Below are 16,892 nucleotides of genomic sequence, written 5' to 3' on the forward strand. Positions count from 1 at the left end.
TGCCATGGGTAAGCCCGGTGCTTTTCTTGATATCGATCGCGTGACCCACGAGCTTCGTCCCGTGGAGGAGCGCAGCCATGATTTTGATCCGCTGTACGTGGAGCTCGATGACGATGCACGTCGCGCCCAGGCGAGCCGTTGCATGATGTGCGGCGTGGCGTTTTGCCAGATGGGCGCGAGCTTTGGCAAGGCACGCCCGAGCGGCTGCCCGCTGCACAACCTGATTCCCGAGTGGAATGAGCTGGTGTACCGCGGCCGCTGGGACGAGGCTGCCGAGCGTCTGTCGCTCACCTCGCCCATGCCCGAGTTCACGAGTCGCGTGTGCCCGGCGCTGTGCGAGGCCGCATGCAACTTGGGGTCGGTCGACGGTCAGCCCACGACGATCCATGACAACGAGCGTGCGATCAGCGACCACGAATGGGCAAACGGTGGCCCGCGTCGCTTTGAGCCGGCGGGGGAGGGCGCACCCACGGTCGCCGTGGTGGGCTCCGGTCCTGCTGGTCTGGTGGCAGCATGGGAGCTCGCGCGTCGCGGCGCCCGCGTGACGGTGTTTGAGCGTGACGACCGTCCGGGCGGTTTGCTTATGTATGGCATTCCCAACATGAAGCTCGGGAAGTCCGTGGTCGAGCGTCGCGTGGCGCTCATGCGCGAGCTGGGCATTGTGTTTGAGCTGAGCGCAGATGTGACGGACCCTGCGGTGGCAGCCAAGCTCGATGGCTTTGACGCTGTCGTGGTGGCTGCCGGCGCTCGTGCTCCGCGTGGGCTTTCGGCTGCGAACATTGATGCCCCGGGCGTGGTGTACGCCGTGGACTACCTGACGGCTTCGACCGTCTCGGTGCTCGATGGCGGAGAGCCCGTGGTGAACGCGTGCGGCCTGGACGTCGTGGTCATTGGCGGCGGCGATACCGGTAACGACTGCGTGGGCACCGCGGTACGTCAGGGTGCGCGCAGCGTGCGCCAGTTTGAGTTCTTGCCGGCGGCGCCTGATGCGCGCGCGGCGAGCAACCCCTGGCCGCAGTGGCCAAACGTTAAGAAGACCGACTACGGCCAGCAGGAGGCCATCGCTGCCATGGGCGGCGAGATGCGCGCTTGGGGCGTGGATACGCTCGAGGTGCTGCTGGACAAGAAGGGCGCGGCCGCGGGCCTGCGCGTGGTCGATCTGGATTGGTCGGCTGGCAAGCCCGAGCGCATCGCGGGCTCCGAGCACGAGGTGCCGGCGCAGCTGGTGCTCATCGCCTGCGGCTTTACGGGTCCTGAGCATGGCGTGTTCGATGCGGTAGGCGTGCCTGTTGCCACCGCTGGTCGTCCGCTGCCTGTGATGGCCGTCGAGGACTCGCATCTTGCGGCGCGTGTCGACGGCGTCGCCGCGGATGCCGCGCCGGTGTATGTTGCCGGTGATGCGCGCAACGGCAGCTCGCTCGTTGTGAACGCCATGGCCGACGCCCTGGCCTGCGCTGCCGAGGTCGCCGAGGCGCTGGAGCTGTAAAGTAGTCATTTAAGAACGTCCCCAATGACTGGTCATTTTTGTCTAGTCGTTGGGGACACTCTTTGCGAGCGGTTCGTTCGTTTGTCGACGCGCGAGTGTCCATTCGGCGTCTTCTTGAGCTGTGGTGCTCTGCTGTTTCTGTGGTGGCCGGGGGCGCTTGGCTCAAAAGGGCGGGTTGGCCGCCTATGTTTACCTGCGGTTTTGTTCCAGTGCGCATTTTCGGTCAAGCTTTTCGTCAAGTGTTTGGTCAGCATCTGGTTTGCAGCCGGAGGCCTATTTTGCCCGCGCTGGTCGTGACTGCCCACCCTCCTCGTAAGCTCAAATTGAGGTCCATCAGTTTGAGGAGGATGCCATGACTGATCACGCTTTAGATCGAGCGCAGCTGGCCGAAGCCGTCGGCAACGATATTGCCGACATGGCCCATTTTTGGATGCTGCGGAAGTTCCAGTTTTTGGAGCCGGCGCGTGAACAGTTCGAGATCATTGTCGACCCGTGGCTCAGCTATTGCACCGAGCCTTCGCAAAACGAAATCATGGCCTACAACATGGCATTTACCGATTGGCTGCTCTTCGAGCGCCCCTATCGCCATGGCAAGACGTTGCTCGAGCTGTATGTTGAAGAGCCGCCGACATTGCTTTCGCCTGCCTCGCTCAAGCGGCTCGAGCAGGTACGCGACACACAGTATTTCTCGCGCTTTGGCATTTTGGACAAGGATCCTGCGAACGGCATGGTTGCGCTGAAGGATACGCGCACCGACCGTCGCTTTGATGTCTACGACCCGCATATCGTGCAAAAGGAGCATTGGAGCGACGGCGCGATTGCGGTGCGCCTCGCCTGCGTCGACGATGTCTGGCTGACGGCGGGACAACTCTATCTGTATGACATCGCACGCCTGAGTGACACGGCGGTCGATGGGCCTGGTGCGGTGCATCCGGAGGACCTGCAGGATGGCTTTGACACCTTGTGCATCAGTTTCTTCTTGCGTCTGGTCCGCGACATCATGGGCGCCCAGGGGCGGTACGTAAAGTCGCTCAACATCTACGAGCAGGAGTGGGAGTAGGGGATGTGACTGGCGTCGCCTGCTGCCCCTGACTTTGTCTCAATCTGTAACGTTTAGGGACAAAAAACCGGTCTACCTGTTACAGATCGAGACGAACGCTTGGGCGCCGCTGGTTTGTCTAAATCTGTAACGTTTGGGGGCTGGAGAACGTCTAACTGTTACAGAACGAGACGTTTGGCACCTGGTTGGGGGAATGTCTCAATCTGTAACATCTACAGGCCAAAATTCGACCTACCTGTTACAGATTGAGACAAAGGGTGGACGCGGTACCGAAAGATCTTGGTCTGTAACATCTAGCGGTCAAAAATCGGTCTTTCTGTTACAGATCGAGGCGTTTGCCGACAGTGGCAGCGGTGACAATGGTCCATTTGTCCGATGTGGTGGTGATGGAAGTGTCTAATACCGTTTTTAAACACAAGCATGCAGCACGTAACACCTTGGCGCGGAACAGGATGCTCGCGCGGCTCACGGAGGCGACCGAGCAAGGTGCACTGCTCGCAACGCATGACAATGCCGAGCTCATGTGGCTACGACGCCATGTTGGAACCGACGATATCGCGGAGCCCGAGCCGTACCTGTTCTGTTTTCAGCATGATTGGGATGCATTGACGCCGGCGGAGCGAGCGCTGAGGACTATCAAAGGGCTTGCGGAGTTTCATCCCGATTGGGCGTTTTGGGGCTATGACGCGGCGCTTTTGTGGGGTCTGGAGGTGCCGAATGATCTGCTCGGGCCACGATATCTTGTTAAGACGGGTTGCTCGGTGCCGCTGAGTGCAGGATGTCGGCTGTTGCGTCCGCAGGCGGCGGGTGCACTTGAACAAGCCGACGGCGTGCAGGTGACGTCGTTTTGGCGCACGGTGGAGGATTGCTTACTGCGTGCGCCGTTCTCCTACGGGTTGGCGATTGCCGATTCTGCACCGCGGGCGAAAGGCGTATCACGTTGGGATTTGTGCGAGCGCCTCCGCGCCGATTGCGAGGGCAGGCGAGGGTATCGCAGGGCACAGGTGATTGCGTCGTATGCGGACGGGCTGTCCGAAAACGGCGGCGAGTCTCGGTTCCGAGCGTTCTTTATTGCGTACGGCTTTCCAGTTCCGGAGCTGCAGGTGGAGTTTCGCGACCCGCTCGATCCGAGCCAGGCGTTTCGCGTCGACTATTTTTGGCGGCTCATGGACGGGACGTGTGTCATCGGCGAGCTCGACGGAAAGGGGAAGTACACCTTGCAGAACGGCGAGGGTCGGGAGTCGGTCGGCCCATTCGTGGCAGAACGTCAGCGAGAGTCCCATCTGACGATGCTCGGGCACAAGGTGCTTCGGTTTACGTTTGATGAACTCAAGAACCCGGGGAAGCTGGCTGAAAAGATGAGGTTGGCGGGTATTCCGCGACGGCCCGATTTGGCTGAGGAGTGGAGACGTCAGTGGTATGGGCGCTGAGAGGTTTTGTCTCGATCTGTAACGTTTAGAAGTTGTTTGAGTTCGTAATTGTTACAGATCGAGACAAACCGGTGAAACGTCGACCGAATGTCTCGATCTGTAACATCAGGGGGCCCAATAACCCTGTACCTGTTACAGATCGAGACATTCCCCTGATGTTGCTGGGGTGGGGCTGCAACGTATTCCGTCCCCCACATCCCCTCTTCCCTCCGTTAACCGATATGCTCGACTTTAGGTCGCTGCATTAGGTGATAATGGACAAATGTTCAAGTTAATCGTGAGGGAGGAGCTCGATATGGCGTCTGCCGATCGTCCCACGTTGTTTATCAATGCGACCGTCTTGGATGGCTCGGAGCATATGGAGCCGCAGCCCGATATGGCCGTGGCCGTCGAGCGTGGCATCATCACCTGGATTGGTCCGAGCGCCGTGGCGCAGGCGCCGGCGGGCGCCGAGGTCATCGACCTGGCAGGGGCGTATCTCATGCCGGGCCTCATCAATATGCATGTGCATCTGTGCGGTTCGGGCAAACCGGTTTCGGCGGGCGATGCGGGCGCGCTGATGAAGAAGCTCGATAATCCCGTGGGGCGCGCCATCGTGCGCCATATCTTCAAGGGCAGCGCTCAGCAGCAGCTGGCAAGCGGCGTGACCACGGTGCGCGGCGCGGGCGACCCGCTGTTTGCCGATCTGGCCGTGCGCGATGCTATCGATGCCGGCAAGTATCAAGGTCCTCGCCTGGTGGCGCCGGGAACGGGCGTCACGGTGCCGGGCGGCCATGGTGCGGGCCTGTTCGCCCAGGTGGCCAACAGTCCCGCCGAGGCAGCCGAACAGGTGCGCGACCTGTATGTGCGCGGTGCCGACGTCATTAAGCTGTTCGTAACGGGCGGCGTATTCGATGCGACCGAGGTGGGCGAGCCGGGCGTGCTGCGTATGCCGGTGGAGGTTGCCACGGCGGCATGCAAGGCGGCGCACGATATGGGCCTTCCGGTTATGGCCCATGTCGAGAGTACCGAGGGCGTGAAGGCCGCGCTTGAGGCCGGCGTTGACACGATTGAGCACGGCGCTCCGTTGACACCCGAGATCTTGGAGCTGTACCGTGGCGCCGCGGGCACGCAGCTCGAGGGGCGTGCTCCGAGTGTGACCTGCACTATCAGCCCGGCGCTGCCGTTTGTATTGCTCGACCCGGAAAAGACCCATTCGACTGACACGCAAAAGAAGAACGGCGATATCGTGTGCTCGGGTATTATCGAGAGCGCTCGTGCCGCACTGGAAGCTGGCGTTAAGGTGGGCCTTGGCACGGACTCGAGCTGCCCGTTCGTGACGCAGTACGACATGTGGCGTGAGGTGGCCTATTTTGCCAAGTATGTCGGCGTGAGCAACGCCTTCGCGCTGCATACAGCTACGCAAGTCAATGCTGAGCTGCTGGGGCTGGGCGGCGAGACCGGCACAATTGAGTGCGGCAAGGCTGCCGATATCTTGGTGACGCGCGAGAACCCGCTCGATGACCTGTGCGCTCTGCGTGAGCCGATGCACGTGATGTGTCGCGGCGATCTGGTGCGCAAGCTCAAGGTGAAGCGCATCCTCGAGGTGGACGCCGAGCTCGACGCGATTATGGCCATGCCTGCCGAGGCGTTGGCCGAGGAGCTTGCCCGCGATGGCGTGGCGTAAGCGCGCGATATGGTGATGCGACAAAGGGACAATCCTTTTGTCATAATCAGAAAAAGCCGAGGTCCCAGTGCGAGGCCTCGGCTTTTATTTGTCCCATGGTATGGCGGCTATGAGCGCGTCTCCATCTTGGCATGGCACTTGGGGCAGGTGACGCGGATCTTGCCTTTGCCCTTGGGAACGGAGAGCATCTGGCCGCAGTTGGGGCACTTAAGATAGGCCGTGGTCTTGCGGCCCTTCCACATCTTCTTGGCTGTGCGCTTGGCACGTTCAAAGTCTTCCTTGCTAGTACCGGCTGCGCGCGAGGCGTTGGCCGCTGCAGCTCCGCCGCCCAAGCTAGCTACAAACTTGCCCAAGCCGGGTACGTTTGCAGTCGCGGCGACAAAGGCCTCGTTCTCCTTGTGACGTGCGTCGATATTTTTGGACAGGCCGCGCAGCACGCCAATCACGATTACGGCGATGGCAATCCAGCTGAGCCACTGGATGCGGGCTATCGATCCGATCATCGCGATGACGATGCCGGCAAAACCCATCACGATGGTGAGTTCATCGGCACCATTGCGACCCTTCATAAAGTCATTCATGCAAATTGCCTTTCGTTCGATATGCTGCACGCCTTTATACCCGATTTAGAGCAAGGGGGACAGGTTAATCTGCACCAATGTGGTGCAAACATACCTGTCCCCGGAATACCAAGACGGTGCAAACGTACCTGTCCCCAATGCCCCAATTACTTGGAGAGTTTGTCGACGACGCGTTCGATTTCGGCGAGTTTGGCGGCTTTGAGGTCTTCGTCGCCCGATTCGATTGCCGAAGTCACGCAGCCCTCGATATGCGCCTTGAGCACGTCGGCGTTAATGCGCGCGAGGAGCGCCTGTGTGGCCATGAGCTGTGTGGAGATATCGACGCAGTAGCGGTCCTCCTCGACCATCCGCAGGATGCCGTCGATCTGACCGCGTGCCGTCTTGAGCATGCGGGTCACCGATTTATGGTCTGCCATCATGGCGGGTCCTCGTTTCTGGTCGGGGGTACGTGCGGGTCGTTATGCGGCGGTCACCGAAAGGGCGTGGAACTTCTCGCCGGCGCCCTCGACGGCGGCAGCGAGCTGCTCAGCGGTCACGGTGTCGGCGCACTCCACCTGTACGGTCTGAGTCTCGTGATCGGCGTCGGCGTCGGTCACGCCGGCCACGTTGAGCAACGCCGTCTCGACGGTGGCGTCGCAGTGGCCGCACATAAGGCCGGAAGTCTTAATTGTGAAACGCATGGGTATTCCTCTCTGTTGTGTCGGCTTTCCCAGGCACCCGACCTTGACCTTCAAGCCGTCGCTCGCGTACCAAAGTACGCGTCGCTCCTCTTTCAGGTCAATCTCGGGCACCTGGAAAACCCGTTCTAAATGGACTTAATGGCGATCCTATTTTGCCACTTTGGGCTTAAAGGATTTTAGGCGCAGAGCGTTGCTTACGACACATACGCTCGACAGGCTCATGGCCGCAGCGCCAAACATCGGCGAGAGCTGCCATCCGGTGAGCGGGAAGAACACGCCCGCCGCCAGCGGAATGCCGATGCCGTTGTAGAACAGCGCCCAGAACAGGTCCTGCTTGATGTTGCGGATCGTGGCGCGCGAAAGCTCGATGGCCCGCGCAACATCCATGAGGTCACTGCGCATGAGCACCACATCAGCCCCTTCTTTGGCGATGTCGGCGCCGGTGCCGATAGCAAGGCCCACGTCGGCGCGCGCCAGGGCGGGGGAGTCATTGATGCCGTCGCCCACCATGGCGACCTTGCCGCCCGCATCCTGCAGTTCGCGCACGTGGCGTTCCTTGTCGGCGGGGAGAACGTCGGCGATGACCTGTTCGCTGCTCAGCCCCACGCGGCGGGCGATCGCTTCGGCGGTGACGCGGTTGTCGCCGGTGAGCATGCGCACGTCGACGCCAAGCGAGCGCAGTGCGGCGATGGCCCCGGCGCTCGTCTCCTTGACCTCGTCAGCCACGGCAACGGTGCCGGCAAGCTCGCCGTTCTTGGCAAAGAACAGCGGCGTCTTGCCCTCGGCGGCAAATTGCTCGGCAAGACCCGCGGGCACGGTAACGCCCAACTCGTTCATCAGGCGTACGTTGCCGGCTGCAATGGCGTTTTGCCCCTCGCGCGCCGTAACGCCGCGACCGGGCACGGCGGTAAAGTCCTCGACCATGCGTGCGACGATCTCGCGTGTCTCGCACTCGGCCATAATCGCCTCGGCCAGCGGGTGCTCGCTCGAGCGCTCCAACGCGGCGGCCAGCTTGAGCAGCGCCTTTTCGCTCATGGCGGGCGAGCCGTCGGCGCGCGTGGCTGCCACGATATCGGTCACGGCAGGCTTACCGCGGGTGACGGTGCCCGTCTTGTCGAGCACCACGGTGCCCACGCTGCGCAGGTTCTCCAGTGCCTCGGCGCTCTTAAACAGAATGCCCATCTCGGCGCCCTTGCCGGTGCCGACCATAATGGCGACGGGCGTGGCCAGGCCCAGCGCGCACGGGCAGCTGATCACCAGCACAGCGACGGCGGAGGTGAGCGCTTCGTTGACGCTTCCGGTCAGTGCCATCCACACCACGAAGGTCACGGCCGAGATCACGAACACCACGGGCACAAACACGCCGGCGACCTTGTCGGCCAGGCGGGCGATGGGCGCCTTGGTGGCGTTGGCATCCTCGACGAGCTGGATAATCTTGGCGAGCGACGTGTCGGCGCCCACACGCGTGGCGCGGAAGGTAAACGAGCCCGTGCGGTTGACCGTGGCCGCATTGACAGTGTCGCCGGCGGTCTTCTCCACGGGGATGGACTCGCCGGTGAGCGCGCTCTCGTCCACGGCCGAGCTGCCCTCGAGCACCACGCCATCGACGGGGATGGACTCGCCGGGGCGCACGCGCAGGACCTGGCCGGGAAGGATGGCGTCGACATCGACGGTGGTTTCGGTGCCGTCCTCTGCTACGACGGTCGCGGTCTTGGGCGCCAAGTCGATGAGCGCCTCGATGGCGCCGCCGGTCTTGGATTTGCTGCGTGTCTCGAGATATTTGCCCACGGTGACGAGCGACAGGATTGTGCCGGCGCTCTCAAAATACAGGTTATCCATGCCCGTCATCATGGCCTCGTGGACCTGACCCGCGGCTAGCTGGTCGGCCATGATGAACATGGCGTAGAGCGACCAGGCGATGGAAGCAGTGGCGCCCACGGCAATAAGGGCGTCCATGGTAGGCGCGCCGTGCGCAAGCGATTTAAACCCGTTGATAAAGTATGCGTCGTTGACGTAGACGATGGGAATGAGCAGGACGAGCTCGGTGAGCGCGAGCGTCATGCTGTGGGTGTGGTCGGTGAAGACGCCGGGCAGTGGCCAACCGAGCATGTGCCCCATGCCTATGTAGAACAGTGGGATGAGGAATACGATCGAGACGATGAGGCGGGTGCGCATGGCAGAGGCGGCGGCCTCCAACTTTTTGGTCGGCGACTCCATATGGGCGGCGCCGGACCTGGCTTGCGCACTTCCGCTTTGGACAGCGTCGGTGCCCGCGCTGACGGGCGAGGCCGAGTAGCCCGCGCGGTCGACAGCGGTGCAGATGTCGTCGGGGGAGACCTGCGCAGGGTCGTAGTCCACCAGCATAGAGCCGGCGAGCAGATTGACCGCGACGCTTTGGACGCCGTCGAGCTTGCTCACGGCACGGTCCACGTGCGCCTGGCAGGCGGCGCACGTCATGCCGCCCACATCGAACTTATCTTGAGCCATGGCTTCTCCTTTCTGTGACGTAGTGTCGGAAATGTTAACCATCCGATACTATACACCCATACCCCCTGGGGGTGTCCAGTACAGAAATAATATATGAGATTTCGTTACAGATGAGGATGGATGGTTGGCCGATGGACCGTCCCAACCAAGCATCTCAATCTGTAACATCTAGCAGGGAAAATGACCTCTAACTGTTACAGATCGAGACATTGCGTCGAGCCACAACTTAACGTCTCAATCTGTAATATCTGGGGACCGTTTTGCCTGCTAGATGTTACAGATCGAGACAAACCATTCGGGGGTAACCCGAACATCTCGATCTGTAACAGTAAGACCGATGTTTGGGTCTTAGTTGTTACAGATCGAGACAATCTCGGAGCAGATGCCCCGGGCATACAACGTAAAACGCCGGGGAGCCCGCGTGATGGGCGCCCCGGCGCATGTTGGGCAGGGTTTGCGAAGCGGTGGGAGGGAGGAGAAGCCGTCCTCCCGAAATCCTTACTCCTGACGACGCTTCTTGTCAGTCAGGAAGACGCCGGCGGCTACGAGCACGACACCTCCGATGACAAACGTCTCACCGGCGAGCGCAGCATTGTCGCCCGTGGTGGGAAGCGCCGAGTTGTCGGCCGTCTTGGCGTTGCCGGCAGACGGCTTTCCAGCAACCGGCTTAGCGGCGGCCTGCGTGATCTTGGCCTGCTCGGCCTTCGCCGCCTCCTGCTCCTGACGAGCGATCTCGTCCTTCAGGGCCTGCTCGGCGGCAACGCGTTTTGCCTTTGCCTCGTTGTAGGCGTTGAGAGCCTCGGTGTAGGCGGGCGTCGCAGCATCAAGGTCTGCCTGAGCGGCATCAAGTGCGGCCTTTGCGTTATGTTCTGCCTGCTTGGCGGCGACGCACTTGGCAAAGAGGGCATTGAGCGTATCGTTCGCGTTTGCGTCAGAGCCAGTAGCAATGCCGTTTTCGACGTTGATGGACTTGAGCTTTCCGAGAGTAGCGGCAGCGGCGTCCGATGCGGCCTGAGAATTCTCGACCGCCTGTTCGGCGTTTGCGATGGCGTCGTTTGCCGCACCAAGGGCGACTCCGGCCTCAGTCACTGCTGTGTCGGCGTCCTTCTTGGCCGCCTCGGCGGTGGCAAGATTATCGGCTGCATTGCTCAGGGCGTCGGCACGGGCCTTCTTTGAAGCAAAGTCGTTTTCCGCCGTGGCCAGATTGCTTGTGGCGTGCTCCGCGGTCGCCGCCTTGGCCTCGGCGTTGTCCTTCGCGGTGTCGAGGGCCTGCTTCTTGGCAGCCCCGTCGAGCTTCGCCTTTTCGAGAGCGCTCTGGGCAGACGTCTGGGCTGCCGTGGCTTCATCAAGCGCCTGATGGGCCTCATCGGCTTTCTCCTGAGCCGCAGCAACATCGGCTGAATACTTGGCAAGTTCCTTCTTTGCATCTTGCAGAGCCTGCTGCTTTACGAGAGTCTCTGCCTTGGCGTCATCAACCTTCTTCTGACTCTGAGCGGCTTGCTCTTGCGATGCCTTAAGCTCGGCGCGCTTCTGGTTGACGACCTGCTCTGCGGTCGCCACGTTGCTTTGGGCGGCTTTGACCTGGTTTTCGGCTTCGGCAACTTTTCCGTTTGCCTTGGCGAGATTCTGCTTTGCTAGGGCAACAGCGGCGGCGGCACTTGCTACGCTGTCGTTCTTGGCGGCAAGGTCGCTATTCGCGGCAACAATGCCTTCCTGCTTTTGAGCGACGAGGGTCTCAGCTGCCTTTACGGCATCGGCTTTCGATGCCGCCGTGCTGCGCTTTTGCTCAAGGTTCGTCTTTGCGGCGGCAAGGTTATCGCTGGCTTTGGAGAGGCTCAGCTGATACTGATCAAAGAGATTCTCGAGTTCATCGATCGAGTATTCTTTTTCGTACGAACCGTAATTGTTGTCGATCTCCAAGACGAACACATACGGCCAAAGGGTTCCGCGCGAGTTGATGCCGTATCCCATGGTTTTGGCGTTAGGTTGTACGATATTCAAATAATGGCCGACGGTGCCAAAGTCTGCCCCTTGCTTTTCGAATTCGGTTTTGTGGCTCCAGAAAGTATCCCAAGCATCTTTGGGGGCAACGTTGCCAAGGCCGGCTTTCGCCGCAGCCTCGTCAAATATCTCCTTTTCAGCATCGACCCATTGGTGCGCGATGTTTTCTTTAGTACTGAAGTTCCAGGCGGCATTTTCACAATTGGCGTAATCTGAGTGACCTAGCGTTTTGTCAGAGTAATTGGAGTCGGATTGAGCGATTGCCATTTGCTCGGCCGTCACCCTAAGCTCACTCAATCCAACGCTTGCACGGTATTCGTTAATCTCGCGCAGCTTGTTAAACGATAGCTTGGCGTTGTCGAGTGACGTGCCGTCTTTTTTATCGCCAATGGTCGTCGGGTTTTTATCGCTCTGCCTATAGATGATGTTTGCAGCGTCGTTGGCGCCGATGAACTGGTAGAAGCCGATGACGCTCTGCGCCTCCGCCGTCGTTGCCTTATCGGTTGCTGCCTTGCATGTATCGTATGCTTTCTGTGCATCGATAACGGCTTGATCGGCGGCCTCCTGGTTTGCCTTGGCAGTTTCGAGCGCCTTGTCTGCCTGCTCCTTCTCGGCTTTTGCCTGGTCGACTTGTTTCTGAGCGGCCATTGCCTTCTCCAGTTCGGCAGCATGTGCCTGCTTCGCCGAGGTCAACTCCGATTGCGCCGCATCGGCTTTCGTCTGGGCTGCCGTTACATCATGTTCGGCTGCTGCGACTGTCTGCTTCTTGGCTTCGAGCTCGCTTTCGGCGCCGGTGAGGGCGTCCCGCTTGGATGCAACGTCGCTATTTGCCTGAGAAAGGCCTGCTTCGGCAGTCGCCTGCTGCTGTTTCGCCTGGTCGAGTGCGCTTTGGGCAGCATCGACCTTTGCCTGGGCGGCGTCATACTCCGGGCCCTCGGCGCCTGCCTTTGCGGCCGCCAAATCGGCTTGTGCGCTGTCGTACGCTGTCTGTGCCGCGACTACCTTACCATCCGCGGCGTTCTTTTCCTGCTGAGCGGAAGCCAGCGTGCCTGCCGCTTCGTCGTAAGCGCTCTGCGCGGCGCTCTGAGCCTGCTGAGCGTCAGCGAGCGCGGAATCGGCAGTGGCCTTCGCAGCCTTTGCTTGATCCAGAGCGGCCTGCGCATCTGCGGCAGCCTGCTCGGCGACCTTGATTTCCTCCGGCGTTGCGTTGGCGGCTGCCTTTTGGGCTGCCTCGAGCTTGGCCTGCGCATCAGCTGCCGCCTGTTTTGCGGCGTCAAGGACCTTCGACTTGTCCTCGGCGTCGGTCTTGGCTGCATCGAGCTTTCCCTGGGCATCCTTCAGCGTGGCACTGGCGCTGTCGGCCGCCTTGACGCTTTCATCGAGCTGGCGAGCATATTCGGCGCGCGCGGCGGCCTCTGCCTGCGAATTATCGGAGACGGAGACGTCATAGGTGCTTTGTGCGTTGTCGCGTGCCGCCTGCTTTTCGGTATAGGGGGCAGCCACCGTGTCGTAGTCGGATTTGGCGTCTGCCTCGGCAGCCTTTGCGGCGTCGATCGCAGCCTGCAAGTCGGCAATCTTCTGGGCGTCTGCCTTTACTGCGGAGCCTGCCGCCTCGCCGGCGTGGACAGCAAGCGGGGACATGATCGCGTCCTGTGCCGTGGTATCACTCACATCGTTGGCAAATGCCGAGAACGGCGCGAGCAGCGACGAGCCGGTCATAGCGATGGTGGTTGCCGCGGTGACGGCGAGTCGTGTTGCCTTGTGGCCCGAGAATGTGGGGCGAGGCTTGGCGCCGCCTGAGACTTCCGAGTGTTTAGGTGCGTACTTTGTCATTTCTTCTCCCAATCGTTGAAGGGGTACCTACGACAATTCGTACGTTACGACCGCCGAAAGGGCTCCTGTTGCGCAACATTGGCAAGGAAACATCGACGCACTTGAGTCACATTTATGAGGCGAAGTTCTCGGCAAGCTAATGTCTCAATCTGTAACATCTAGCAGTGAAAATGACCTCTAACTGTTACAGATCGAGACGGACCATCCGCGGTCAACTCAAATGTCTCGTTCTGTAACATCTAGAGAGGTTTTTGACCCCTTACTGTTACAGATTGAGATGTTGTCTCGCGGGGTTGGGTTTTGTCTCGTTCTGTAACATCTAGATCTGTATCTGCCGAGCTAGTGTTACAGAACGAGACAATTGCCGGGGAGGGGTCCCGTCACGGCAAGACGCCCGCTCCCTAGATGCAGAACCCGGGGATCACGCAGGTTCGCTTGCTTGGCTTTTCCGCAGGCGTTGCGTACGTAAAGACGTCGCCGTCGTGCCCCACGCGGTTCATATAGAGCGTGCCTTCGCTCTCCGATGTGTCGGGGCTCACCGTGCGCTCCCACCAACAAGTGTCCTTGCCCTTCCACTGGCGGACCATCGTCTCGTTCGTGGAATACGGGCTCACCTTGAGCTCGCGGAAGAGTTGGTACTCCTTGCCCTCGCCGTTGTAGATGTCTGCCAGGTAGTGATAGTCCTCGGCAAACGAATCGGGCGGTTGCGTACCGCACAGCTCGACCATGGCGGGCAGCCAAAGGGTTGCGGGCAACTCGCTCAGACACGATGCACTGTTGGCGGCGCCAACGTTATTTGAGATCTTTTTGACGGATTTGATGAGTGCGCGCAACTCGTTGGGCAGCAGCTTAAGGCCGTCGCCGTTGAGCCATTCCCGCAGCTCGCAATCTGCCCAGCCGGCGCTCGGCGGTTCAGCCGCAGCGTTGCGCTCGGCAATACCCGCATCGAACATAAACGTCAGTCCGGCCTTGCCTGTACCGTCCAGAAGTTCGTCGTGGCGGATGCCCACAAGCTGAGCGCCGACCTCCAGCCCGTTGGCGAGCTTCACACGCTTAGTGCACGGATAGGGGATATGCCCATCAGCGTCGAGCAGGTGGTAGCGCTTGGCAATCTCGCGTGCCTCGCTACGGGTCTCGGCGGCCTTAATCTTGAGCGAAATCTCCTGCAGCTGGTCCCAAGTGTAGTCGTCAAGCGAACCGCGGATGCCGTCCAGGTAGTCGGGGATGCCAAAGCCATGGGTTGCCGCGCCAACGACGCCGAGCCCCGCAACGACCGCAACGACGCCGCCGATAATAAAGCGACGGCGGGTCATGGCGTCGTGCCGGGCCTGCTCCAGGATCTCTCGCGCGCGCTCGCCGGCGACGTCGACCTTAAGGTGCGTGCCAGAATCGATATCAATTGCGGCCTCGTCTCCTGCACCCTCGCGGTCCTCAGATTCTGCAGCGGGGAGGTATGTCGAGAGCACCTCGAGCATCTGCTGCTCGGTAGGGCGATCGCCCTGTTCGACCGAAATGCCTTTCATGATGATCTGGACAAGCGCTTTGTCGCCCTCGCAGCGCGGCTCGAGCGGCGCCGGCTTGGTCTTGGTCTTTATGAGGTAGAACGAGCCGGTCGCCGCGGCACCCGTCGACTCAACATCGAACGGCTTGCGACCGCTGTAGAGCTGGTACAGAATGCTCGAAAGCGCATAGACGTCGATCGCGGGCGAGCGGCGAAGGGCCGCGATGCCTTCGATATCCTGCGTGAGCATTTCGGGCGCGGCGTATGCGGGCGTGGCAAAGCGCCAGATGTCGGCGCGCCGGGTGATCGTGTCGTCGCCGAGGGCCATGGTCGCGGAGCCCATGTCGATGAGGCAGGGGTCAAAGGAGCAATCGGCAATCTGCTGCTCGAGCGTTCGGCTGGTGGTGCGGAACATGATATTGGCAGGCGACAGGTCGCGATGGATGACCGGATTCACGAGGCCTTGGGTCATCAAGAGCGCGCGAAGTACGGCGTTTCCGACGGCGGCGACCATCTGGGTGGTCAGCCCGCCCGAGGCGTCGTGCGGAAGCAAGGGCAGCGCCTGCTTGAGCGAGGTGCCCTCGACCCACTCCATGAGGATGAGCGGGTCGTTCTCGCACGATCCGTAGCCATAGACGCGCGGAAATCCGCGCAGGTGCGAGACGGTACACAGATGACGGTACTCCTCGAACAGCGCGGCGGTGCTGGCCAGGTGCGCAGCCGCTTGCTCGGCAGAGCGATCGGGCGTCTGGTCGGAAAGGATGGCGTTGTCCTTGAGCAGCTTGACGGCAAAGACCTCGCCGCTCGTGTTGGTCGCGCGCAGCACGTGCCCGATATTGCCGCCGTCACGGTATGCCGTCTGAAGAATAAGCGTCATAAACCGGCGCTTGGCGTCGTCCTCGGCACTGGGGTCGACTGCCACGGCGGTATCGAACGTGTCGAGACGGATGAGTTTGTCGCCATAGGCGCTATCGGTAGTATCCATGGCGTTCCTTTGTCTGGCATGGGTTGCCGCGCGTATACGTGAGCAGTGCGGATATCGGTAAAGTACCATGATAACCGCACTGCCCACGTATACCGCTGAGTATTGTCGTTTACGACGCAGAAGGTAGAAGACAAAAGACGGACGGCGGCCGTCTTTCGATCGCCGTCCGCGCTAGTCCACAATGACAAGGAATGTCGTATAGAGACCCAGATGGAGCCTGTCGCTGTTTTCGATTTCCACCGGGGGATAGATCTTGCCGGGCTCGCGTTGGTCGCGCGGCGGCTCAATCACAATATCGCCGTCGCCTGCACCCGATTCGAGCACTGTGCCGTTGGTCGACCCAAGGCCCTGGGCGTACCAGCGTCCGCCTTCGAGCCAAATGCGGAGATGCTCGCGCGATGCGTCGGCGCCTACATCGGTGATGCTGGGCGAGGTTTTGGGCAAGGACCCAATTACCGTGCCGCGCGGGTCACGCGTAAGGGGGTGGATCTGCATGTCAACGCAGTTGTCGGCATGTGTCCTGAGCAGACCGAGGTTGGGGGCGACGGTGCGCGGCTGCTCCAGGCTGCCAGTAAAGCCACGTCCGACGGTAGTTTCGGTGGTGCCAAAGTGCCCGCCTGTCTTGCTGTCGCAAAAGCGCTCGACGGTAGCCACGCCTTGGATGGGGTCGGCGAGCGCCCCCGTTGCCACAAAGAGCATAAGGTAAAGCGTGCTTTTCTCACGCACGGCATTGCCGTCAAAGTTGTCGATGCGATTGAGGGCATTTGCATATAGGCGGCTGTCCAGCTTGTAGCTGGCGAGAGCCGACATCATTTCGTTGGCGGCCGGACCGCGATAGTGCTCGGCGATTGCCCGATAGGCGGACTCGCCGCCGCCGAGCTTGCTGCAGATTGCCGCGGAAAGGTGGAGCGTGGTGACGGTAAAGTCGCTGTAGATGGCGGGCGCGCACTGGTCAGGCTTGCGATGGACGATGTAACGGGTGAGATACGAGCGGTTGGAAGAGCATTTCTCGAGCAGGGTACTGCCGAGATAAGAGTTTCCATTGATGAGCATTCGGGCGATCTCGAGATGTTTAAGACCGCCGAACGAGCGAATATCGTTATAGAGGACCGAGCAAGGCGTCTCTGCTGCCACGGATACCTCCTTTGATTGCTTCCTAGCCAATATGGCGATAGGAATTAA

At 60.7% G+C, this 16,892-nt stretch carries 11 protein-coding genes; 4 read left to right on the forward strand and 7 right to left on the reverse strand.

The annotated features are described in order from the left end of the window. The first annotated feature begins 4 nt into the window (after positions 1 to 4). The 4 genes from DWZ01_RS06660 to DWZ01_RS06675 all read left to right on the forward strand — a co-directional run bounded on the left by DWZ01_RS06660 (position 5) and on the right by DWZ01_RS06675 (position 5,642). Positions 5 to 1,486, forward strand: a complete 1,482-nt coding sequence (locus DWZ01_RS06660) for a glutamate synthase subunit beta (protein ID WP_117769475.1) — start codon at positions 5 to 7, stop codon at positions 1,484 to 1,486. A 352-nt stretch (positions 1,487 to 1,838) separates the two neighbouring features. Continuing rightward, entirely contained in the window at positions 1,839 to 2,546 is a 708-nt protein-coding gene (locus tag DWZ01_RS06665; protein WP_117769477.1) for a hypothetical protein, read from the forward strand. A gap of 368 nt (positions 2,547 to 2,914) precedes the next feature. After that, on the forward strand, positions 2,915 to 3,976 hold the full coding sequence (locus tag DWZ01_RS06670; RefSeq protein WP_147333346.1) for a hypothetical protein: 1,062 nt from the start codon (positions 2,915 to 2,917) through the stop codon (positions 3,974 to 3,976). Positions 3,977 to 4,271: 295 nt separating this feature from the next. Continuing rightward, positions 4,272 to 5,642 carry an amidohydrolase family protein gene (locus DWZ01_RS06675; protein ID WP_233504575.1) on the forward strand — a complete coding sequence of 457 codons (1,371 nt, stop codon included), beginning with the start codon at positions 4,272 to 4,274 and terminating at the stop codon, positions 5,640 to 5,642. 107 nt (positions 5,643 to 5,749) lie between these two features. Here the strand turns inward: DWZ01_RS06675 and DWZ01_RS06680 are convergent, their stop codons facing one another. From DWZ01_RS06680 to DWZ01_RS06710, 7 genes are all read right to left on the reverse strand, one after another. Continuing rightward, positions 5,750 to 6,223, reverse strand: coding sequence for a hypothetical protein (locus DWZ01_RS06680; RefSeq protein ID WP_055310332.1), 474 nt, complete (start codon positions 6,221 to 6,223; stop codon positions 5,750 to 5,752). A 146-nt stretch (positions 6,224 to 6,369) separates the two neighbouring features. Beyond that, positions 6,370 to 6,642, reverse strand: a complete 273-nt coding sequence (locus tag DWZ01_RS06685; protein ID WP_022094020.1) for a metal-sensing transcriptional repressor — start codon at positions 6,640 to 6,642, stop codon at positions 6,370 to 6,372. Positions 6,643 to 6,681: 39 nt separating this feature from the next. Next, positions 6,682 to 6,903, reverse strand: a complete 222-nt coding sequence (locus DWZ01_RS06690; RefSeq protein WP_055251893.1) for a heavy-metal-associated domain-containing protein — start codon at positions 6,901 to 6,903, stop codon at positions 6,682 to 6,684. Between the two features lie 147 nt (positions 6,904 to 7,050). Continuing rightward, positions 7,051 to 9,390: a cation-translocating P-type ATPase gene (locus tag DWZ01_RS06695; protein ID WP_117769485.1), complete on the reverse strand. Its 2,340-nt coding sequence runs from the start codon at positions 9,388 to 9,390 to the stop codon at positions 7,051 to 7,053. 498 nt (positions 9,391 to 9,888) lie between these two features. Further along, the gene (locus tag DWZ01_RS06700) at positions 9,889 to 13,224 is read right to left on the reverse strand and encodes a CAP domain-containing protein (RefSeq protein ID WP_117769487.1); all 3,336 of its coding nucleotides are present in this window, start codon (positions 13,222 to 13,224) and stop codon (positions 9,889 to 9,891) included. A gap of 401 nt (positions 13,225 to 13,625) precedes the next feature. Continuing rightward, complete coding sequence (locus DWZ01_RS06705) at positions 13,626 to 15,710, reverse strand: DUF6273 domain-containing protein (protein WP_158557006.1); 2,085 nt, start codon at positions 15,708 to 15,710, stop codon at positions 13,626 to 13,628. A 171-nt stretch (positions 15,711 to 15,881) separates the two neighbouring features. After that, a complete protein-coding gene (locus DWZ01_RS06710) occupies positions 15,882 to 16,844 on the reverse strand; it encodes an FHA domain-containing protein (RefSeq protein ID WP_117848433.1) in 963 nt (320 codons plus the stop codon). Positions 16,845 to 16,892: the final 48 nt, after the last annotated feature.

It is taken from the genome of Collinsella sp. AF28-5AC (genome assembly GCF_003457875.1).
Lineage (GTDB): Bacteria > Actinomycetota > Coriobacteriia > Coriobacteriales > Coriobacteriaceae > Collinsella.